Origin of the sequence: Paenibacillus sp. FSL H3-0286 (genome assembly GCF_045040705.1) — a bacterium.
GTDB classification, from domain to species: domain Bacteria; phylum Bacillota; class Bacilli; order Paenibacillales; family Paenibacillaceae; genus Paenibacillus_AQ; species Paenibacillus_AQ odorifer.
Window position 1 is genome coordinate 4332613 of sequence record NZ_CP150285.1, and the last position, 21235, is coordinate 4353847.

Here is a 21235-nt window from a genome sequence, read left to right on the forward strand (position 1 = left end):
CGCCTCCCGTCAAGCAGGTTAATTAATCTATGGAGACGGAATCCTGATGCATTTCATCAATAGAAGATTTCGGTCTGCCGTATTCCTGCTCCGCTTGAGTTTCACTCTTGATATCAATCTTCCAGCCGGTAAGTTTAGCGGCAAGACGTGCATTTTGCCCTTTAATACCGATAGCCAGTGACAATTGATAATCAGGAACGATAACTCTCGCCATCTTCTCCGCTTCAAAGACTTGAACTTCAAGAACCTTTGAAGGGCTAAGTGCATTCGCAACATATTCCTGCACCAGATCAGAATAACGGACGATATCGATCTTCTCACCGCGAAGCTCAGTAACGATGGTCTGAACGCGTGTGCCTCTTGGACCTACGCAAGAACCAACGGGATCTACTTCTGGATTGCGGGAATACACAGCAATCTTCGAGCGGAAGCCAGCTTCACGGGCTACAGAACGAATCTCAACTACACCATCAAATATTTCAGGAACTTCAAGCTCGAACAGACGCTTCAGTAATCCAGGATGACTGCGGGAGAGCATAATCTGCGGACCTTTTGTTGTATTCTCAACTTTTGTGATATAAGCCTTGATGCGTTCGCTTTGTTTGAACTTTTCACCTGGCATCAATTCGCTAAGCGGAAGAACCGCTTCGATTTTACCAAGATCAATGTAAATGTTCCGCATATCTTGACGTTGAACTAGTCCAGTAACGATATCATCTTCTTTGTCGATAAAAGCATTATAGATAAGTCCACGCTCTGCCTCGCGAATTCGTTGAGTTACAACCTGCTTAGCAGTCTGTGCGGCAATACGTCCAAAATCACGCGGTGTCACTTCAAGCTCAGCGATATCTTCCAGCTGGAAATGCGGGTTAATTTCTCTGGCTGCCGGCAATGAGATTTCAGTCCTTGTATCCAGGACCTCCTCAACAATTAACTTGCGGGCAAACACTTTAATGACACCTGTATTGCGATTCATGTCAACACGCACGTTCTGTGCTGCATTGAAATTACGTTTATAACTAGAGATCAGCGCCGCTTCAATCGCTTCAAACAGCACATCTTTACTGATGCCTCTCTCCCTCTCCAGCTCATTCATTGCTTCAATAAACTCCATACTCATGAATTTCCGGCCCCCCTTTCAAGACGTTAAAAAATAATGGCCAATCTCGCACTTGCGACCTTGGCGTACGGTACTACATGTTCTTTTTTGCCCGCGGAGATGAGCAGTTCCTCGTTCTCGAACGAGAGCAAACGACCTTCAAATTCTTTGAGTCCTTGAATCGGCTCATAAACAGTCACATACACGTCCTTACCTACCGCTTTAGCTACATCCGCAGCTTTTTTGAGAGGACGCTCTGCTCCCGGCGAGGAAACCTCAAGGAAATATGCCTCAGGAATAGGATCATTCTCATCTAACTTCTGACTGAAATATTCGCTAATGATCCCGCAGTCATCAATATCAATGCCGCCTTCTTTATCTACGAATATACGCAGAAACCAATTGGAGCCTTCCTTCACGTATTCAACGTCCACCAGTTCGAAACCATTGTCGTCGAGATAGGGCCCGAGCATCTGCTCTACCGTTTGTTTAATTTTAGATTTGGGTGTGCTCAAAAGAAAATTACCTCCACGAACTTGTCTTTTGCTATATACCAAAGATAAAGAGTGGGTTTCCCCACTCTTTACACAACGGACTTATCTCATTATTACCAAAGAAATTATACCATAGGGAAACTGGACTGACAAGTGCTAGCCCTTGACTCCCCCTTTGGAGCACTCTTTTCTAGCCATGAAATAAGTGTTGTTAAAGCCTTTAAAATAGGGAAAGTTGATTGCTTTCCGGTAAGCCGCGGAAGCAGCCCATGCCGGTCAGCAGCTCTATAACCGTCTTACTTGCCTTTGATTTCTGCTGGAAATCTTCAATAGACAGGAACTCGCCAGCATCTTTCGCAGCAGCTATGTTGATAGCAGCATTCTCACCAATTCCCGCTAAAGCAGAAAACGGAGGAATCAAACTCTTGTCATCAACAATAAACTTATTCGCTTCTGAGCGGTAAAGATCAATGTTTTTGAATGTAAACCCACGTGCCGTCATCTCCAAAGCCATCTCAAGGACAGGCAACATAGCCTTTTCCTTAGGCAAAGCTTGAAATCCTTTTTGCTCAATTTCTACGATCTGACGGCTGATGGCTTCATACCCCTTACAGCACAATTCAATATCAAAATCTGCTGCACGTACAGAGAAATAAGTCGCATAATATTCAATAGGATGATACAGCTTGAAGTAGGCGGTACGTACTGCAGAAATTACGTATGCAGCTGCATGCGCCTTCGGGAACATGTATTGAATCTTTAGACAAGAATCAATATACCATTGTGGGACCTTGCACTTTTTCATTTCCTCGATCCATTCGTCAGACAAACCTTTACCTTTACGAACACTCTCGGTAATTTTAAAGGCCAAGCTCGCATCCATTCCCGCTTTATAAATTAAGAAGAGCATGATGTCATCACGACAACCGATAACGGTCTTAATGTTACAAGTGTTATTCTTTATAAGCTCTTGAGCGTTACCAAGCCAAACACCAGTACCATGAGACAAACCTGATATTTGCAGTAAGTCAGCAAAGCTGGACGGCTTCGACTCAATAAGCATTTGACGTACGAACTTGGTACCCATTTCGGGCACACCATAGGTCGCAACCGGTGATCTGATTTCGTCAGGTCTTACTCCAAGTGCATCTGTAGAGTTAAACATGCTCATTACTTTCGGATCATTCATCGGGATAGAAGTTGGATCAACACCTGTCAAATCCTGAAGCATCCGCATCATCGTCGGATCATCATGACCCAGAATATCAAGCTTCAGCAAATTCGCGTCAAAAGCGTGATAATCAAAGTGTGTGGTCTTCCATTCAGCATTGACATCATCCGCCGGGAATTGTACTGGCGTAATATCTTCTACCTCCATATAGTCTGGAACAACGACTATACCACCCGGATGCTGTCCCGTACTACGTTTAACGCCTGTACAGCCAGCCGCCAGACGGCCAACTTCAGCTCCACGCCAACGTTTCTGGTGAAGTTCTTCGTATTTTTTTGCAAATCCGAAGGCTGTCTTCTCAGCTACGGTACCAATCGTTCCGGCACGGAATACATTTTTCTCACCAAACATTTCTTTGGTAAAGTTATGTGCATTCGGTTGATATTCCCCTGAGAAATTCAAGTCGATATCGGGGACTTTATCCCCCTTAAATCCAAGGAAGGTCTCGAACGGAATATCCTGGCCTTCACCTTTGAGCTTCAGACCGCAATCCGGGCAGACTTTATCTGGTAAATCGAATCCGCTCCGCACACTACCGTCCAGGAACCATTCATTATGGCGACACTCGGGGTTTAGGCAAATATAATGCGCAGGCAAAGGATTAACTTCTGAAATTCCTAGAAATGTAGCTACTACAGATGAACCTACGGAACCCCGCGAGCCTACGAGATACCCATCCTGATTTGACTTTTTAACGAGACGTTCAGAAATCAAATAGTTGGCAGAGAACCCGTATTTAATAATCGGTGCAAGCTCTTTCTCCAAACGGGCAATAACTACCTCAGGCAGCTCTTCACCGTAAATGGATTTGGCAGTATTGTAGCAGGTCTCGCGAATTTCTTCGTCCGCCCCGTCAATAATTGGTGTAAATAGCTTATCTGGAAATAGCTCCAGTTCTTCAAAACGCTCCGCCAGCTCAACTGTATTTGTGACAACGACTTCCATCGCTTTTTCAGCACCAAGAAATTCGAATTCAGACAGCATTTCATCTGTTGTGCGGAAGTGTGCATCCGGTTTGCGTTGGTCTTTAAGCGGACTAAAGCCCGTAATCCCATTAATCGTAATATCACGATACAGCTTGTCCCGGGGTTCAAGATAATGTACATTCCCCGTTGCGATAACAGGTTTATTCAACTGTTCCCCTATTTCGCAAACCTTCCGGACTACATCGCGAAGCTCATCAGGGCCTGCTACAAAGCCCTTGTCCACCAAGTGCATGTACATGGTCAATGGCTGAATCTCCAGCACATCATAAAAATGAGCAACCTCCATGGCTTCCTCAGTCGTTTTGTTGAGTACTGCTTCAAAAAACTCTCCACGTTCACAACCGGAAATCACTAGCAGTCCATCTCTATGCTCTTCCAGCTTGGATTTTGGAATACAAGGTACACGTTTGAAATATTCCGTATGTGACATGGAAATGAGCTTATAGAGATTTTTTTTGCCTATTTGATTAAGTGCATAAATATTACAGTGGAACGGTCTTGTGTTCGAAAGATCATTACCCACATAATCGTTTAGTCGATCAAGGCGGGTCATGCCCTTCATCTTTTCAGCATCTGCGAGCAATCCTGTTAATATACCGCCAAGTGCTATGGTATCATCAATCGCACGGTGATGGCTTTCCAGAAGAACTTTATATTTATCGGCTAATGTGTTCAGCCTGTGATTCTTCATGCTTGGATATAGTAACCGAGCGAGCTCAAGCGTATCAAGAGATGGATTCGGAAGCACAGGTTCACCTATTTTACGTAACGAGGCCTGAATAAAACCCATATCAAATCTGGCGTTATGAGCTACAAGGATACTGTCACCCACAAATTCAACAAACTTACGCAGCACTGGTTCAAGATCAGGAGCATCCTTAACCATTTCATCCGTAATATTGGTCAATTGCTGAATATGATAAGGGATTTTCTCATGCGGATTAACAAAAGTAGAATAACGGTCTACTTCTTTGCCTTCGCACATTTTAATGGCCGCCAGCTCCGTAATATTATTGCGGGTAATCGATAAACCCGTGGTTTCTATATCAAACACTACATAGGTAGCTGTCTTCAAGTCCAAAGGCTGAGCGTTCTCGACAATATTCACAGAGTCATTCACAACATTAGCTTCCACACCATAAATCATTTTTATCTTATGCTTATGAGCTGCATGGTTTGCATCAGGAAAAGCCTGAACGCCACCATGATCAGAAATAGCAATCGCAGGATGACCCCACTGGGCAGCTGTTTTGACATAGGTAGTGATCGGAGTGACCGCATCCATCGTACTCATCGTAGTGTGAAGGTGGAATTCCACCCGTTTCTTAGGAGCTGTATCTTTACGCGCAGGCGGTGCCTTAACTTCCGTTAAATCTGAAGGGATCATCACGAGCTCAGGAATCTGCATAAAACGGTCATATTCTACTTTCCCGCGTGCTCTTACCCATTTGCCATTAGCTAGCTGACTCATAACCTTCAGATCATCTTTAGTCTTCGCGAACATCTTCATTTGTAGAGAATCCGTAAAATCGGTCAGACTGAAAGTGAACAAGGTACTGCCATTGCGAAGCTCCTTACGATCCAGACCAAAAATGGTACCCTGAATTGTAATTTTCTTCTCTTCATCTTGAATTTCAAGAATCGGCACGGCCTGTTCCTTAATTTCATACCCCACTTGAAGCTTAATTACTTCATTAGGATCGCTATCATCAGCAGGAGCTTCTGTTTCCACAGCAGTCATCATCTGCTCAACGATCTCGCGTTGTTCTTGCTGAAGCTTTTGCTGAAATTCTTCGAATGCTTCAACATTATTATTTTCGTTCTCCGCCATTAGTAATTTAACTTTTAAGGAGAGACCGAAATACTTATCATAAAATTTAATAATTGCTCCATCGATGCCTTTTTTGCGAGCCAACTCCATCGAAGTGGAATCACTCATCGTTAACATTAAAGTATCCTCTTTAAGCTCCTGTGAGGAGCGGGTCAGCCAGCCGTTTACCGATGGGATCTCCCGATGTACCCACTCCAGAAACAGTCCCCAATATTCCTGGACAAGCTCCGCTCTGCTAACCTTCTCATCATATAGGAACAAAAAGCTTACTTTAGCTATATGCTGTAGCTTCTCACGCATTCTAAGGCAAAATGTCCGATATACCTGTGCTGGAACCAGACTTTCTTTCGCAATAATGATTTGCCAGTCCCGATTACCGCGACTGATCTCAACACGTTCTATATACCCATCCAAAAAGTAGGGGTCCATGATTGCAGGCGGAATTTCACCCTGCTTCATCAAGAGCTCGAACCTTTTTCTTCTCTCCTGGTTTTGTTCCATGCTTTCCTCCCACCTTTAATAACCCAGTTAAAACTATCCATGATATACAGTGAAAGTACAATATGATAAGAAGAAACGATGTAGTCGACTTTTAAAGACGACAACTGTTTCTCGTAAAAATATAAGAATTTATAGCGAAAACCTATAAATTCTTATATTTTAAAAAGCTTCTGGGTTCAAAAAGCATTGGGTTCTTACGGCCCGCCGACTCCTCTCGCCAGAAGCTAAATTAAAATACTACAAGACTGTTGATCGGTGCCTAATGATTAATACGCCTTTGCAAAAACCACAGTATGCTTGGCTGGTTGGCCACAGCATATGCAGACTTGCTTAGTCTCCGCTGGATCAAAAGGAATATTGCGGCTACCCGCACCTGTCTCTTCCTTAACTTTGGACTCGCATTCTTCGGAACCACACCATCCCGCTAGAGCAAATCCACGTTTTTCGTCCATCGAAGCTTTCATTTCCTCCAAGGAATCCACAGAATAGAAGTGGTCCTCACGGAATTTCAGCGCACGTTCGAACATTTCCTTGTGAACCTGTTCAAGCATTGTTTGAACCTCTTCTACGAGGTTCTCCTGTTGAATAACCTTCTTCTCACCGGTGACACGTGAGACGAGAACGCAGACGCCATTCTCCATGTCACGTGGTCCAAGCTCCAAACGTACTGGCACTCCACGCATTTCATATTCATTAAACTTCCAGCCTGGGGTAACATCTGAACGATCATCCACACGTACACGAACGCCAGCATTCTTCAATTCCTTGAACAGCTCGTCCGTCCGCCCAATCACAGCTTCGCGGGTCTTAGGAGGTCCGATAGGAATCATAATAACTTGCGTTGGAGCTACCTTAGGCGGCAGAACAAGACCGCGGTCATCTCCATGCACCATAATCAGGGAGCCAATCAAGCGAGTGGTTGAGCCCCATGAAGTAGTGTGTACATACTCCAAATTATTGTCACGGCTTAAATATTGAATCTCAAAAGCTGTGGCAAACTTGGTGCCAAGGTAATGTGAAGTAGCAGCCTGAACAGCGCGTCCATCCTTCATCATCGCTTCAATAGAATACGTATCTACCGCACCGGCAAAACGCTCGGAAGGTGTCTTTTGTCCGGTAATAACCGGAATGGCAAGATAGGTCTCGACAAAATCACGGTAGTTATCCAGCATCCGCATAGTTTCTTCACGAGCTTCCGCTTCATTCTCATGCGCGGTATGCCCTTCTTGCCAAAGAAACTCAGTAGTGCGGATAAATGGCAATGTACGTTTCTCCCAACGAACCACGTTCGCCCATTGATTGATAAGTACAGGAAGGTCACGATAAGATTGAATCCATTTGGAGTACATGTGGCCGAACATGGTCTCTGAAGTAGGACGAACTGCGAGACGTTCCTCAAGTACGTCACCACCCGCTTCTGTTACCCATGGCAGCTCTGGATTAAAGCCTTCAATGTGATCCTTTTCCTTCTGAAAGAAACTCTCTGGAATGAACACTGGAAAATAAGCGTTTCGATGCCCAGTTTCCTTGAGTCGACGGTTCATTTCCTCCTGAATATGCTCCCATATTTCATAGCCTTCTGGCTTAAATACAATACAGCCACGAACAGGAGAGTAATCCATCAAGTCTCCTTTTTTAATAACATCAATATACCAGCGTGAGAAATCCTCGCTTTGCGGCGTGATTTCCGTAACGAATTGTTTATCTTTTGCCATGTAATGGAATGCCTCCCGAAGAAAATTAGCCGCTGATCAAACGTAAAATATCATTATACGTAACAGCAATCATTAATAAAAATAGCAGTGCAAAACCTACAAAGTGAACCATGCCTTCATGACCCGGATCCACAGGTTTGCCACGCAGTGCCTCTACACCTAGGAATGCCAGACGGCTTCCATCGAGTGCCGGAATCGGCAAGAGGTTAAATATCCCCAGATATAGACTCAAAATAGCGGCCCAGTATGTAAGATACTGAATACCTTGTTGAGCAATTTGACCGGTTACCTCAAACGTACGAACCGGACCTCCAATATCATCCATATTGAATTTATTGATCAATTGTTTAAAGCCCAAAAAGATAGCTTCTGTCGTATCGACCATAGCTTTTCCTGAACCCGTTATCGTCTCGCCAAAACCAGCTTTACGAGTAGGCAGCTCAGGAGTGATGCCTATTTTACCGCCTTCTTGCCCTTCCATACTACGAGGAACTAGCGTAACGTTAAGGGTTTCCTCTCCCCGCTGCAGCGTCCAGTTCATTTCTTTCCCTTTGGACTCCGAGGTCAAGCTAATCATTTTTTGGTAATCAGCACCGATTTTCTCACCATTGATGGAGACAATGATGTCGCCCTTTTGGAGTCCTGCTTCTTGCGCAGGCATTCCTTCGGAGACGTCGCCAATCTTAACAAAAGTAGGATTTTCAACTTGAATACCGACCATTTGCAAATGGATGGCGAAGAGTACAAAAGCTAACAGAAAGTTCATCACAGGACCCGCAACAATAGCCAACGCACGCTGACCCACGGTCTTGCTGCCGAATTGACGATCTTTAGGTGCAATTTGTGTCTGTTGCGTCCCTTTAATCATCATTGCTTGCGGATGAACATCATAAGTAGTAACTTCTCCGTCCACATCTAAGGTAATCTGCAATTTATCCTCGAGATCGGTATTCAGCGCCTCACCACGGATAACATTTCTACGGGTGTCTAGTGCATCCAGATAAATGTTTTTAACTTTATTGTCTTGTCCGAGCCTTACCGCAATGGTCTGTCCAGAACCAATCTCGACAATCTCAGGATCTTCACCAGCCATACGGGCATAACCGCCAAAAGGCAGTAAGCGAAGAGTGAACTGAGTCTCATTCCGTTTATAAGAAAACAGTTTCGGACCGAAACCGATAGCAAATTCCCTCACGAGAATACCGGCGCGTTTGGCAAAATAATAGTGACCCCATTCGTGTACAGTCACAAGTACAAAAAACATGAGCACCGTTAAAAAAACGACCTGAACCATTTCCAAACGTATCATCCCCCTTTAGGTGTAAGACCGAAGTATGTCCTCTTAATTTATCATTATTCTCCGATCAGGCACAAGAGAATCAACTGTCCCAACCTATTTTTAGGGCAAAGTAAGTATTTCCATTCAAGCAATAACGCCATCGGTGTCCCTTAAGGAGACGGTACGCGTTTACGCGAGAAATATAAGGATAATGTATAAAGTGAAACTTATACTTTCTTATATTTTGAAAAGGATATCTTTCTACGTTCTACAGCGTAGCTGCCAGTTCTCGAACACGTCTATCACAGGATTCAATTTGTTCCAGATTCGGATTATGCTCGTTATTATGACGATCTAGCACTTCTCCGATAATCTCCTCAATACGCAGGAACGAGATCTCATGACTCAAGAATCGAGCAACAGCTATTTCGTTCGCAGCATTAAAAGCTGTAGTCGCCGTTCCACCAACTTTTCCACAATCTATCGCTAGCTTCAGTGCAGGGTAACGTTCAAAGTCCATTTCACGGAAGGTCAAACGTCCTATCTCAGCTAACGACAACCGCTGTGCTGGAGATTCCCAACGAGCTGGATAAGTAAGTGCATATTGAATCGGGACACGCATATCGGGATTGCCAAGCTGGGCAATAATACTGCTGTCACGGAATTCAACATAAGAGTGAATGATGCTCTCCGGGTGCAGCAGCACATTCACTTGTTCATACGGAAGACCGAATAACCAATGCGCTTCAATAACCTCTAGGCCCTTGTTCACCATTGTAGCAGAATCTATCGTTATTTTCGCGCCCATGCTCCAATTCGGATGACGAAGTGCATCTTCTACCGTCACATCCTTAAGCTGATCACGCGTAAAGTCACGGAATGAGCCGCCGGATGCTGTTAAAGTAATGTAGGCAATATCTGAGATGTTCTCGCCATTGAGACATTGATAAATAGCTGAATGCTCACTATCAATCGGCAACAGCTTAACTCCCTTACGATTAGCGAGATCAGTGACCAAATGTCCGGCCGTTACTAATGTCTCCTTATTGGCGAGTCCAATATGTTTGCCAGCTTCAATTGCCGCTAGTGTTGATTGAAGCCCTACGCTTCCCATAACAGCCGTTACAACCATTTCGGCATCGCCGCCAGCCGCCACTTCAACAAGCCCTTCATTCCCGCTGTAAAGCTCTATACCAGAAGGTAGGCTGGATCTAATCTCATCTGCCAGCTCTTTCGTTGCCACAGAGACTCTACGCGGGTTAAAACGACGAACTTGCTCCAGTAATAATGCTGTATTTGTTCCGGCCGCCAAGCCATCTACTTCAAAAGAGTCTGGGTGCATTGCGATGACATCTAGAGTCTGAGTGCCGATCGAACCCGTCGAACCTAGAACACTTATTTTTTTCATAGTTATACTCTCTCTCCCTTCGTTTAATAGTAAGGCATAAGCATTACAATATGTACGAATGGAAATACGATAATCCAGCTGTCACATCGATCAAGAATACCGCCATGCCCTGGCAAAAGTGTACCTGAGTCTTTAATGCCATACGCACGTTTATAAGCTGACTGCACAAGATCTCCAAGCTGCCCTAATATCGCACAAGAAAGCCCAATAAGCAATGCTCGTCCTATCGTCAAGTGTTCAGGAGCAAGCAGCGCAAACACGATAGAAATAAGCATCGAGATCAGTACCCCGCCAACAGCACCTTCCACCGTTTTGTTAGGACTGATGGCCGGCCAGAGCTTGTTCTTGCCAAAGCTTCTGCCTACAAAATATGCCCCCGCATCACTGCCCCAAATGCAGAACAGGAGCAAAAAAGTCCAGTACAAACCATGTCCGTCATCCGATGCACGAGCCACGGCCATATAAGAGAAGCCCATTCCAATGTATACAATACCAGTAAACAGCAAGGCTGTTACTCGAATATCTAATTTATTTTTAGTAAAAACGGTGACCAGAAGAAACAATAACAGCAGAATCCAAATCCCTTGCTCCCAGGACAACGGCTCATTAACACCAAGCAAATTCCATGGGATCATGAAGCTTAGAATAGCTGCGTAACCCAGAACAGTAGTACCGGAAAGCGTAGGAATACCTATCATTTTGACAAATTCATAAAAACCTATAAGAGCCATAGCAATAAGCAGAACCTGATACGGCCAGTTTCCCAGTACACATAACCCTAAAAATAATACTCCGGCAACAATTCCGGTAATCAATCGCTGCTTCAAAGGTTCCATCTCCTAACAAGCTACTTCAGTCCACCATAACGGCGTGTTCGTCGTTGATATTCAGCAACGGCCTGATGCAAATGCTCTTTGTCGAACTCAGGCCAGTACACATCAGTAAACCACAGTTCACTATAGGCAACCTGCCATAACATAAAATTGCTAAGCCGAATTTCTCCGCTTGTACGTATCAGCAAATCAGGATCGGGTAAACCAGCAGTTAATAGTCTGTTGTTAATCAACTCTGATGTAATTTCTTCTGGCGACAATATACCAGCTTGGATATCTTTCCCTAAACTGCGCATACAGCCTTCTATTTCATTGCGTCCACCATAGTTAAGAGCAAAATTTAAGATCAATCCAGTATTCTCTTTTGTTCGAGCTACCGCCTCTTCCATAGCCTTACGGGTATATGAAGGTAAAGCGTCAGCGTCACCCATCATGCGTACTTGAACATTCTTCTCGATTAGCTCATCAAGCTCAATCGCCAGAAACTCCCCAGGCAAACGCATCAAGTAATCGACTTCTTCTTTCGGGCGTATCCAGTTTTCTGTCGAGAACGCATACATCGTTAAGTATTTAATACCTAATTCGTCTGCAGCGATCGTAGCACGTTTGACAGCCTTCATGCCGTTCTGATGACCCATAACGCGCGGTAAGCCGCGCCGTTTAGCCCAGCGTCCATTACCATCCATTATCACAGCCACATGCCGGGGAATGTTATCCGGTGAAATCTCGACTGACTGTTGCCTGTCTTTACGGCTCAGCCACGCTTGAATCCGTTTGATCATTTCCGTTTCCTCCAAGCTCTTATCAGAAAGAGACAAACCCCACCATTAACGGAGGGGCCTTAAGTCTCTTGAATATCATTAAACTTCCATAATCTCTTTTTCTTTGGAAACAAGCACTTTGTCAACTTCGGCTATGAACTTATCCGTTGTTTTTTGAATGTCTTCCTGATGGCCACGGGACTCATCTTCAGAGATACCGTTTTTCTCCATCTTTTTAATATCATCGTTGGCATCACGGCGAATGTTGCGGATCGCAACTTTCGCTTCTTCACCAAACTTTTTAGTCAGCTTAACCAAGTCCGTCCGACGCTCTTCAGTCAGCGGAGGGATAGAAAGACGAATAATGGTGCCGTCATTGGCAGGTGTCAATCCGATATCGGATTTCATGATCGCCCGTTCAATATCAGACATCGATGTTTTGTCCCACGGCTGAATCAACAGTGTCCGGGAATCCGGAGTACTAATGTTGGCCAGCTGATTAATTGGAGTAGGTGCCCCGTAATATTCAACTTGAATACGATCGAGAAGCGATGTTGTTGCACGTCCTGCACGTAATGTCGCCAAGTCACGTTTCAGCGATGAAATCGCTTTTTCCATACGCTCTTCAGCATTTTTTTTGACCGATTGTGGCATTAATCTACACTCCCTTTAACAATCGTTCCGATCTTCTCACCGAGAACGACACGTTTGATATTGCCTTGTTCTGTAATGGCAAATACAATGAGCGGTATATTGTTATCCATGCATAAAGATGAAGCTGTTGAATCCATAACACCGAGGTTTTTGTTCAGAACATCCATATAAGTAAGCTGTTCGAATTTCTCAGCGGTACTATCTTTGAACGGATCAGCAGAATATACTCCATCAACCTTATTTTTCGCCATCAGAATAACTTCTGCTTCGATCTCTGCCGCTCTAAGTGCTGCAGTAGTATCTGTTGAGAAGAATGGGTTACCTGTGCCTGCTGCAAAAATAACAACACGGCCCTTCTCCAAGTGGCGAATCGCACGACGACGAATGTATGGTTCAGCAATTTGCTGCATCGAGATTGAAGTCTGTACTCTTGTTGGCACATCGATTTGCTCCAATGCATCCTGCAGTGCAAGTGAGTTCATTACTGTTGCCAGCATGCCCATATAATCTGCAGTAGCGCGATCTATGCCGCTTGCGCTGCCCGCGATCCCGCGCCAAATGTTCCCCCCGCCACAAACAATCGCAACCTGAACGCCAAGTTCTACAACTTCCTTGATCTGTTCAGCGATGGAAATAATCATGTCGGCATCAATACCATATCCGTTTTGTCCTGCCAAAGACTCTCCACTTACCTTAAGGACTACTCTCTTAAATACCGGCTGTTCCAAATGTATACCCTCACTTTCTGCAAAAGACGGAACACTACGTGTACGTGTTCCGCTCTTCTGATACTTGCCTTTATTCAATTCTTCACATTTATGATGAAACTATTATTGATTAACTTGTGCCATAACTTCTTCAACAAAGTTATCCACTTTCTTTTCCAAACCTTCGCCTAGTTCAAAACGAGCAAAACGACGGATCGAGATGTTTTCTCCGATGGTGCTGATTTTTTCATTCAACAATTGGGAGATTGTTTTGTCAGGGTCTTTAACGAAAGTTTGCTCAAGCAAGCAATATTCTTCGTAATATTTACCAATACGTCCTTCAACCATTTTTTCAATGATTTTCTCAGGCTTACCTTCGTTCAAAGCTTGAGCTTTCAGGATTTCTTTTTCTTTCTCAACATCTTCTTGTGGAACTTCTTCACGACGAACATAACGCGGGTTTGCTGCAGCGATTTGCATAGCGATATCGCGAGCAAATTCCTTGAAGGAATCTGTTTTACCAACAAAGTCAGTTTCGCAGTTGATTTCTACAAGTACACCAATACGGCCGCCAGCGTGGATGTAAGATTCTACAACGCCTTCAGTAGCAATACGTCCTGCTTTGTTCGCTGCTGCGGACAGACCTTTTTCACGAAGCAATTCTGCTGCTTTAGTGATATCGTTATTAGCTTCTTCAAGCGCTTTTTTACAATCAAGCATACCAGCGCCTGTTCTTTCACGAAGTTCTTTTACTGCTTTTGCATCAACTGCCATTGTTTATTCCCTCCAGGTAATTGTCGTTTTCTTACATTATTCAAGGCCTTTATCCTAAAAAAAGGGCAGTGAGAGGTTATCCACCTGCCAACCACCCTTTTCATTTAAGTTCTTGTATGTGTTAGTCGCTACTTAAGCAGTAGTTGTGTCTTCGCCTTGGTGAGCTTCAACAACAGCGTCTGCCATTTTACCAGTCAACAATTTAACAGCGCGGATAGCGTCGTCGTTACCTGGAATTACGTAGTCGATTTCGTCTGGATCACAGTTAGTATCAACGATAGCTACGATTGGAATACCCAATTTGCGAGCTTCTGCAACTGCAATACGCTCTTTACGCGGGTCAATGATGAACAGCGCGCTTGGAAGACCTTTCATGTTCTTGATACCGCCCAAGAATTTTTCAAGACGATCTTTCTCTTTGCGAAGAAGGATAACTTCTTTCTTAGGTAGTACTTCAAAAGTACCGTCTTCTTCCCAAGATTCCAATTTCTTCAAGCGATCAATACGCTTTTGGATAGTTTGGAAGTTAGTAAGAGTTCCGCCCAACCAACGTTGGTTAATGAAGAACATACCGGAACGTTCTGCTTCTTCTTTTACGGAATCTTGAGCTTGTTTCTTTGTTCCTACGAATAGGATTGTGCCGTTGTCACCAGCGACGCTTTTTACAAAGTTGTAAGCTTCCTCTACCTTTTTGACTGTTTTTTGCAAGTCAATAATGTAAATTCCGTTTCTTTCAGTGAAGATATAACGATCCATCTTTGGGTTCCAACGACGAGTCTGGTGACCGAAGTGTACCCCAGCTTCTAGAAGCTGTTTCATGGAGATTACTGCCATCTTCACACACCTCCTAAGTTTGGTTTATTGTGTGTCTCCTCCGCCATGCGTCATCTTTCAGCAAGACTTTCTTCAGAAGAAAGCACCCCTTGTCGAAATCAACCGGCGTGTGTTTTAACACCGTCAATTACTATACCATATTATCTCAGTGTATGCAACGATCACTTTAAAGTTATTAATTTCTCTATTATCGAGTCAATACTTTCTCCCTTATTAAAGCTATAAGAACCGGATTGAATTTTGGTATTAATCTTACGTTTGTTTGCAGCCTCTAGAAAAGTAGACTTATCTTTAATGACGCCAGCCTTCGCTAAAATATCTGTTGTTGCGGTCAATGTGCTGCCAGATGGAATTCGAACAGAAACACTAGCATTTGCTGTGACTTTAGGCGTTACAGGAGCTACAGCGGTTGGAGCGGCACTGGCCTTTGGAGTGACCTTTGGCTGCTCAACCTTGCCGTTAGTAGGCGTAGATGGCTTGTTCGGCGCAATGGCTTTATCAGAGCTCTCAGGCGTTGTAGGTGACACTGCCGGAGTGGGGGAGGCTGCAGCAGCCGGCGCAGAGGGGCTGACGTTCTCCTTGCTTTCTGCTGTCGCCCCCCCGGTCTCTGTGACTTCCTCTTTATTATCATTCTCAGCTTCCCCCGAGGAAGGTGCTGCAGCTTCATCGATGACTTTCATATTCAATTTCTCCGCACCCTGTAGAACTTGTTCTTTGGTAAGTGGAGCCGCTCCACCGGAGATCATTAGTTGAAGTAATAAAGCGCCAGTAATTAGTCCTGTGCCTAGCCCGAACAAGAATGAACGGTTCTTAATCATACCGATTCCTCCTGTTTGGCAAGTTGCAGAATCAGTTGCACTTCCCCTCGCTGAAGTCCAGCTGTCTTGGCAATGGAGTCTATCGATTTGCCCTGCTCATGCAGTTCAAACAATCTTGGGTAACGTAATTTTATCGAACTAATAGGTTTCGCTTTCACATCTGGCGACACTGAACTCATCTCTGCTGGGAGAGACGGATCTTCGTTTACACCAACTTTAACCTTCGAACCTTGTTCAACCGACACTGCAAGTTCTTTCAAACTCTTCTCTTCCTCGGCCACTCGTGCTTCTAGCTTTAAAGAGCTGTTCTGCAACTCTACCACTTGACTCTGTAATTCATTAACCTGTCCCTGCAGTACATTATGATTAGTTTGCGATTGTTGTTTAATACTACTAACTAATTGTACCAGTTCCTCATTCTCGCGCTCTATGTCTGCCATATATAGCTCAAGCGCAGCCTCTGTTTCTTTGAGGCTTTGCTGATTAGCTTTTCCTTCCTTTACACGTGCGGGAAGTAAAAGGGCATAAAGAATAGCGGCGACACCTACTAGCACAATATAAACCCATGGTTGCAAGTGCCTTATCTCCTTTTACATATCAGATGTAGATTCGTGTAGATTCTTATTAAAGACTTAGATCAATGCGTTGGCCTTTGTAAGGATGCTCAGCATCACGGGTTGCAGGCGGGTTCGAATGTTTATCTGACGAAGAATTGCCACCTGAATGCTGATTGCCTTTTCCACCGCCATCCCGTAAAGCTGATTCAGAAGACTCATCCACTTCAGTGCTCCGCATAGCCAATTCCTGACTTTGTTTTACATTTTGCCCAGCCAATTGATGTTGGTCGATAGCAGGACGTTGCTGAGATTCATTCTGAAGCTTGCCCGCCTCCGTGGTGCGAGGCAAAGCAATTTGCAGTTCCACCGGTTTAAGGCTCATCTTAACCCTTCTCTCACAAGTAATGGCCGGCCGCAAATGCTGCCCGCCTGATTAATTGTACGGCGTTAAAGATATATCCCCATCACTGTAAATAAACACAACCCGTTCCGTAGCATCCTTAACAAATCGGGTATATCTGCCGATCATGATCTTTGAACCGCCATAAATGGTTTTGATAACCTCAACTCTCGCTCTACCTGTATCTTCTAACATTCTTTCTATCTCTAGCACCCGCTCTTTAATTCTTTTTTCTTCACGTTGATGGGATTGTTTTGTAGCATTTAATTTGACGCGAAGCGCCACTTTATCCGCAGGGAGCTGACCGTTAGTAGCCAATTGATTTAATAGATACAAAGCTTTAGAGGTTTTATCCTCGTTCTCCAGCAGCTGCCGCAGCTCTTGACGAAGTTCATTTATCTCATTTCTAAGCTCTGGAACCACGCCTACCTCAATCACAGTCGCAGTGGACATGGTGTTACCTATAGTTCTTGCTACAACTCTTTCTCCAGACTGAACGATTCCACCCACAATCAAACCTTTAGAGCCGTTACAGATAACATCTCTACCAGCACGTATATTGGAGTGCATAATACTCTGAGAAACAATTACATCTTCCCCAGCGGTTACGTTTCCATCTTGAATGAAAGAAACCTTCACACTTTTTCCAGCGGTAACTTGGCCTTTGTTATATCCGATAATTCCACCAGTAATTTCAATGGAGCCCCCAGAGATTAACTCTGCACCTTCAACGCCGCCTACAACCCGAATATCACCGGCAGACTTTACAGTGAAGCCTGAAAGGACATTCCCACGTATGACGACTGTACCTACAAAATCAATATTTCCAGTGCCGTAATCGACATCACCATTCACTTCATATACAGGAAACACATTGATTTTCCCGTTATCAGTTAACGTGACCAGTCCATCAATCGCTGCGTACATCGAAGTGCCATCGTTATCAATGAGTACATTTTTCCCGATTTTAAAATGAGCTTCCTTTCCAGCCTTGAAAGCAAGCTCATCACCAGTTACAGTCATCCCTAACTTTCCAGGCTGGGCAGGGATAATTTTAGCTATTAACTTTCCTTTAAGCACATTACGAAGCCGGACCAAGTCCTTGTAGTCGACCTTACCATCCGCTTTCTCAAGCGGTTTGCGGTCCTCTTCCAGATCAACTGTAAGCATAACTCGTCCATCCGTGCCATGCACAGCAGGATAACCTGCAGCAATCGGAACTTTACTCCAAAAAAACTCCTCAGGATGACTACTAATACGTTCGACAACATCACTCTTGATACCGTAGCGAATATTGTGACTGTGCAGGAAGGCTTCCAGTTCTGTAGATGAGCAGGAAAAATTCTCATCCTTTTTGGAGAACTGCAAATACGCGATTCCTTTGTCCTCCGAAAAAGTTATACTCAAGTACTGATTCAAAGCATATTGACCGATCAAATTTTGCTCCCCCTTGTCACCGCTAACGGTTAATCGTTCTGCATAAGGAGATCACGGTTCTTCTCGAGCGTTCCCCTCAGCCGCAAAATAGCTTTGGAATGCAACTGCGAAATTCTTGAAGGAGATAACGACATGACCTCAGCAATCTCACTTAAAGATAAATCTTCATAATATAAAAGGGACACAACGGTCCTTTCTTTCACCGTTAATTTCTCAATACCTTTGGTGAGCGCTTCGCGCAAGTAGAATTCATTTACCTTGCTATCCGGATTCTTAGCTTTATCGTCCACCAGTATGGACATTCGGGTCTCTGATTCCTCTTCACGAATCGGGTCTTCCAGTGAACAAAGTGACATCACAGCCACATCCTGCAACATATTTTGAAATTCCAGTTCACTAATATTAAGGTATTGGCTCATTTCCTCGTCACTAACTGACCTTAAGTGCTTCTGCTCCAGCTGCTGATAAGCGTCCTCAATTTTTTTAGCTTTTTCCCTAACGGATCTAGGTACCCAATCACTTTGGCGTAATGAATCTAATATCGCACCACGCACACGCCAGGACGCATAGGTCTGAAATTGCAATCCTCGTTTGTAGTCGAATTTCTCAATCGCATCAATTAGTCCCATAACCCCATTACTGGCTAAATCATCTTTGGATACATTTTTGGGTAATCCCACAGCCAAACGACTGGATACATAATCAACAATATGGAGATAACTCTCTATCAGCTTCTTTTTGGCATCAGGGTCTCTGTGTTCTTTCCACTGTTCCCATAGCTCGTCAGTTTCCAATTGAGAAGCTTTACGCTCGTTCAATAGCTTTCACCCTTCCCAAAGTTTAGTCAGCGAGCATTCGCGGCGAAATGTACCTTCCAATAAGATCACCGATTCCGCCTCAGCCCTCACTTATTCTTCTTTCAGGTGACGAACGGCCTTGGCCAATTCTTCAGGATCCTTCATCGAAACTAGCTTAGGAGGTGTAAGAGGCTTAAATCCCTCGCTATTTTCGTTTCCTTGTCCTGGCTTCGGTTTTAGTAGATTGATTAATTCTTCATCCTCATTAGGCGTGCTGATATCCAGCTTCGCCCCAAGTTCTTCACCACCAGTATCCACTTCATCCGGAGGCGATGTTTGAATCATAATAAAACCCAATACCCATCTTACGAGGAAAGCAAGCAGAAACCAGATGATAAATGCAATTAGGCTTCTTAATAAACTAGTACCCAATACATTGTTACTGTAGGTTACAAAAAAGGTAAATATGAAACCTACCAAACCCGACACCAAGTTTATCAAAATGTTTCCAATCATATTCATAATTATAGTTCCTTAGCGCCTTTTTGCACACTGCGAATAAACAATATACCAGTGTTGCAGGCTATTTCTATCGTACGGCCATAATTGCCGCCTGTGTCTTCTGCGATTAACGGAATTTTTAAATTTTCAAGTGCTAGTTTACAAGATTCAACATTACGAGGCCCGATCCTCATGGTGTCGCTCCCCCCGGCAAAGGCAAACATTTGTGAACCTCCGGCCATCTTGGCTACGATCCGGCTCCGAACCGCCCCAAGCTCTAGCAGACGGGATAAGAGCTCCGGCACTGCAGTATCTGCAAACTTAGCGATGTTTAACTGCCCTTCCCTAGCAATCTCAGATGATGGGAGCATTACATGCGCCATCCCTGCGAGCTTTTTTCCAGGGTCAAACAATGTTAATCCCACGCAGGAGCCAAGACCTGTGGTACGAATTAAACTGTCTTGGCTACCCACGTTAAGATCCGCCATCCCTACTTTAATAATGCTTTGTTCTTCAATCATTTTCAAAAGGAACTCCTAGCGATTTGAAGATTTTCGGGAATGATTCCGGATCGGGAATAAGGAAAAATTGCCCTTCAATTTCGTTTTTCCCTTCGAAGAAGGTAGTGTCGATCAACAATGCATCGTCCCCCATCTGCCCGAATTGCAGCAGACCGTAGCTAAGGATAGCGCCAGCCATGTCCATAGCAAGGGCCGGCACCGTTGGATACATAGAAAGTGCGGTGAAATCTGCTAGAGAAGAAAGATACGATCCTGCCAAAATATTGCCAATTTCGCTTAGTGCAGAGAGCTCCATTTCTCCAAGCTCTTCATCACTCGATAGCTCAATGCCCGCAATACGACTAAGCAAGTTCATAGCCGCTTCTGGTGACAGAATGAAAAACAGGTTACCTGGAGCTTCACCCTCCACACGTAGAAACACCGCATATACAAGTTCTTCGGCTCCGCCAACTTTATCTGTTATTTCTTCAAAGTTAAGGAGCTGTACCTTAGGAACAGCCATATCTATCGGCTTATTCAAGAGCTGTGATAATGCGGTGGCTGCATTTCCAGCTCCAATGTTCCCAACTTCCTTAAGCACATCCATTTTGAAATCCTTATAGTGCTTAAATAGTTCCACAGGTTAGCCCTCTAGGCTTTCTAATTGAACGATTTCGCTTTTGTTAAGCACTTCTGACAAGTTAAGCATAATCAGTAAGCGCTCGTCTCCAATCTTGGCCACCCCATCCAAATACTTTGCCTTGATGCCGCCAACAACATCAGGAGGTGTATCAATAGAATCTCTGTTCAAATCTATAACATCATTTGCAGAGTCTACAATGAAGCCTACTTCCATTTCATTAACAGACACGATGATGATTCTTGTCTGATCGGTGTGTTCAGCCTCTTCGATGCCGAAACGGCCCCGTAGATCAATTACAGGAATAACAACCCCACGTAAATTAATTACACCTTTGATAAATGAATAGGTCTTAGGTACACGAGTAATGGGCATCATGCGCTCAATAGTTTGTACCTTTTCAACTTCAATTCCATATTCCTCTACGCCTAATTTAAACACTATCACTTTAATATCTTCAGCCATGGAATGAACCTCC

21 protein-coding genes are annotated in these 21235 nt (G+C 44.2%); all 21 read right to left on the reverse strand.

Annotated features, from left to right (window positions below; genetic code table 11):
• Positions 1-22: 22 nt before the first annotated feature.
• Positions 23-1120 carry a transcription termination factor NusA gene (gene nusA / locus MHB37_RS19425; RefSeq protein WP_036688470.1) on the reverse strand — a complete coding sequence of 366 codons (1098 nt, stop codon included), beginning with the start codon at positions 1118-1120 and terminating at the stop codon, positions 23-25.
• A 26-nt stretch (positions 1121-1146) separates the two neighbouring features.
• Positions 1147-1614 (reverse strand): ribosome maturation factor RimP, encoded by a 468-nt coding sequence (gene rimP / locus MHB37_RS19430; protein ID WP_076127842.1) that lies wholly within the window; start codon positions 1612-1614, stop codon positions 1147-1149.
• A 199-nt stretch (positions 1615-1813) separates the two neighbouring features.
• Positions 1814-6142, reverse strand: coding sequence for a PolC-type DNA polymerase III (locus tag MHB37_RS19435; RefSeq protein WP_405168382.1), 4329 nt, complete (start codon positions 6140-6142; stop codon positions 1814-1816).
• Between the two features lie 266 nt (positions 6143-6408).
• Complete coding sequence (gene proS, locus MHB37_RS19440) at positions 6409-7857, reverse strand: proline--tRNA ligase (protein WP_076182631.1); 1449 nt, start codon at positions 7855-7857, stop codon at positions 6409-6411.
• A 25-nt stretch (positions 7858-7882) separates the two neighbouring features.
• A complete protein-coding gene (gene rseP / locus MHB37_RS19445; RefSeq protein WP_076127839.1) occupies positions 7883-9157 on the reverse strand; it encodes an RIP metalloprotease RseP in 1275 nt (424 codons plus the stop codon).
• Between the two features lie 247 nt (positions 9158-9404).
• Positions 9405-10544 carry a 1-deoxy-D-xylulose-5-phosphate reductoisomerase gene (locus MHB37_RS19450; protein ID WP_405168383.1) on the reverse strand — a complete coding sequence of 380 codons (1140 nt, stop codon included), beginning with the start codon at positions 10542-10544 and terminating at the stop codon, positions 9405-9407.
• 23 nt (positions 10545-10567) lie between these two features.
• Positions 10568-11371 carry a phosphatidate cytidylyltransferase gene (locus tag MHB37_RS19455; RefSeq protein ID WP_405168384.1) on the reverse strand — a complete coding sequence of 268 codons (804 nt, stop codon included), beginning with the start codon at positions 11369-11371 and terminating at the stop codon, positions 10568-10570.
• Positions 11372-11391: 20 nt separating this feature from the next.
• Positions 11392-12159, reverse strand: a complete 768-nt coding sequence (locus MHB37_RS19460) for an isoprenyl transferase (RefSeq protein ID WP_076127834.1) — start codon at positions 12157-12159, stop codon at positions 11392-11394.
• Between the two features lie 78 nt (positions 12160-12237).
• On the reverse strand, positions 12238-12792 hold the full coding sequence (frr, locus tag MHB37_RS19465) for a ribosome recycling factor (RefSeq protein WP_076127832.1): 555 nt from the start codon (positions 12790-12792) through the stop codon (positions 12238-12240).
• Entirely contained in the window at positions 12792-13520 is a 729-nt protein-coding gene (pyrH, locus tag MHB37_RS19470; RefSeq protein ID WP_036688491.1) for a UMP kinase, read from the reverse strand. Before pyrH ends, frr begins: the two co-directional genes overlap by 1 nt.
• Before the next feature lie 102 nt (positions 13521-13622).
• Positions 13623-14273 carry a translation elongation factor Ts gene (gene tsf, locus MHB37_RS19475; protein WP_036688492.1) on the reverse strand — a complete coding sequence of 217 codons (651 nt, stop codon included), beginning with the start codon at positions 14271-14273 and terminating at the stop codon, positions 13623-13625.
• A 132-nt stretch (positions 14274-14405) separates the two neighbouring features.
• Positions 14406-15107, reverse strand: coding sequence for a 30S ribosomal protein S2 (gene rpsB / locus MHB37_RS19480; protein WP_036688493.1), 702 nt, complete (start codon positions 15105-15107; stop codon positions 14406-14408).
• A 161-nt stretch (positions 15108-15268) separates the two neighbouring features.
• Positions 15269-15925, reverse strand: coding sequence for an endolytic transglycosylase MltG (locus MHB37_RS19485; protein ID WP_405168385.1), 657 nt, complete (start codon positions 15923-15925; stop codon positions 15269-15271).
• Complete coding sequence (locus tag MHB37_RS19490) at positions 15922-16500, reverse strand: hypothetical protein (protein ID WP_076279614.1); 579 nt, start codon at positions 16498-16500, stop codon at positions 15922-15924. Before MHB37_RS19490 ends, MHB37_RS19485 begins: the two co-directional genes overlap by 4 nt.
• A 49-nt stretch (positions 16501-16549) precedes the next feature.
• Positions 16550-16864 carry a hypothetical protein gene (locus tag MHB37_RS19495; protein WP_076127826.1) on the reverse strand — a complete coding sequence of 105 codons (315 nt, stop codon included), beginning with the start codon at positions 16862-16864 and terminating at the stop codon, positions 16550-16552.
• 51 nt (positions 16865-16915) lie between these two features.
• The gene (locus MHB37_RS19500) at positions 16916-18319 is read right to left on the reverse strand and encodes a DUF342 domain-containing protein (RefSeq protein ID WP_036688497.1); all 1404 of its coding nucleotides are present in this window, start codon (positions 18317-18319) and stop codon (positions 16916-16918) included.
• Positions 18320-18348: 29 nt separating this feature from the next.
• The gene (locus tag MHB37_RS19505) at positions 18349-19137 is read right to left on the reverse strand and encodes a FliA/WhiG family RNA polymerase sigma factor (RefSeq protein ID WP_076127824.1); all 789 of its coding nucleotides are present in this window, start codon (positions 19135-19137) and stop codon (positions 18349-18351) included.
• A gap of 90 nt (positions 19138-19227) precedes the next feature.
• On the reverse strand, positions 19228-19638 hold the full coding sequence (locus MHB37_RS19510; RefSeq protein ID WP_370510671.1) for a hypothetical protein: 411 nt from the start codon (positions 19636-19638) through the stop codon (positions 19228-19230).
• A 2-nt stretch (positions 19639-19640) separates the two neighbouring features.
• A complete protein-coding gene (locus tag MHB37_RS19515; protein ID WP_036688499.1) occupies positions 19641-20138 on the reverse strand; it encodes a chemotaxis protein CheD in 498 nt (165 codons plus the stop codon).
• Positions 20131-20724 carry a chemotaxis protein CheC gene (locus MHB37_RS19520; RefSeq protein ID WP_370511156.1) on the reverse strand — a complete coding sequence of 198 codons (594 nt, stop codon included), beginning with the start codon at positions 20722-20724 and terminating at the stop codon, positions 20131-20133. Before MHB37_RS19520 ends, MHB37_RS19515 begins: the two co-directional genes overlap by 8 nt.
• Positions 20725-20760: 36 nt before the next feature.
• The gene (locus MHB37_RS19525) at positions 20761-21222 is read right to left on the reverse strand and encodes a chemotaxis protein CheW (RefSeq protein ID WP_036688501.1); all 462 of its coding nucleotides are present in this window, start codon (positions 21220-21222) and stop codon (positions 20761-20763) included.
• Positions 21223-21235 lie beyond the last annotated feature (13 nt).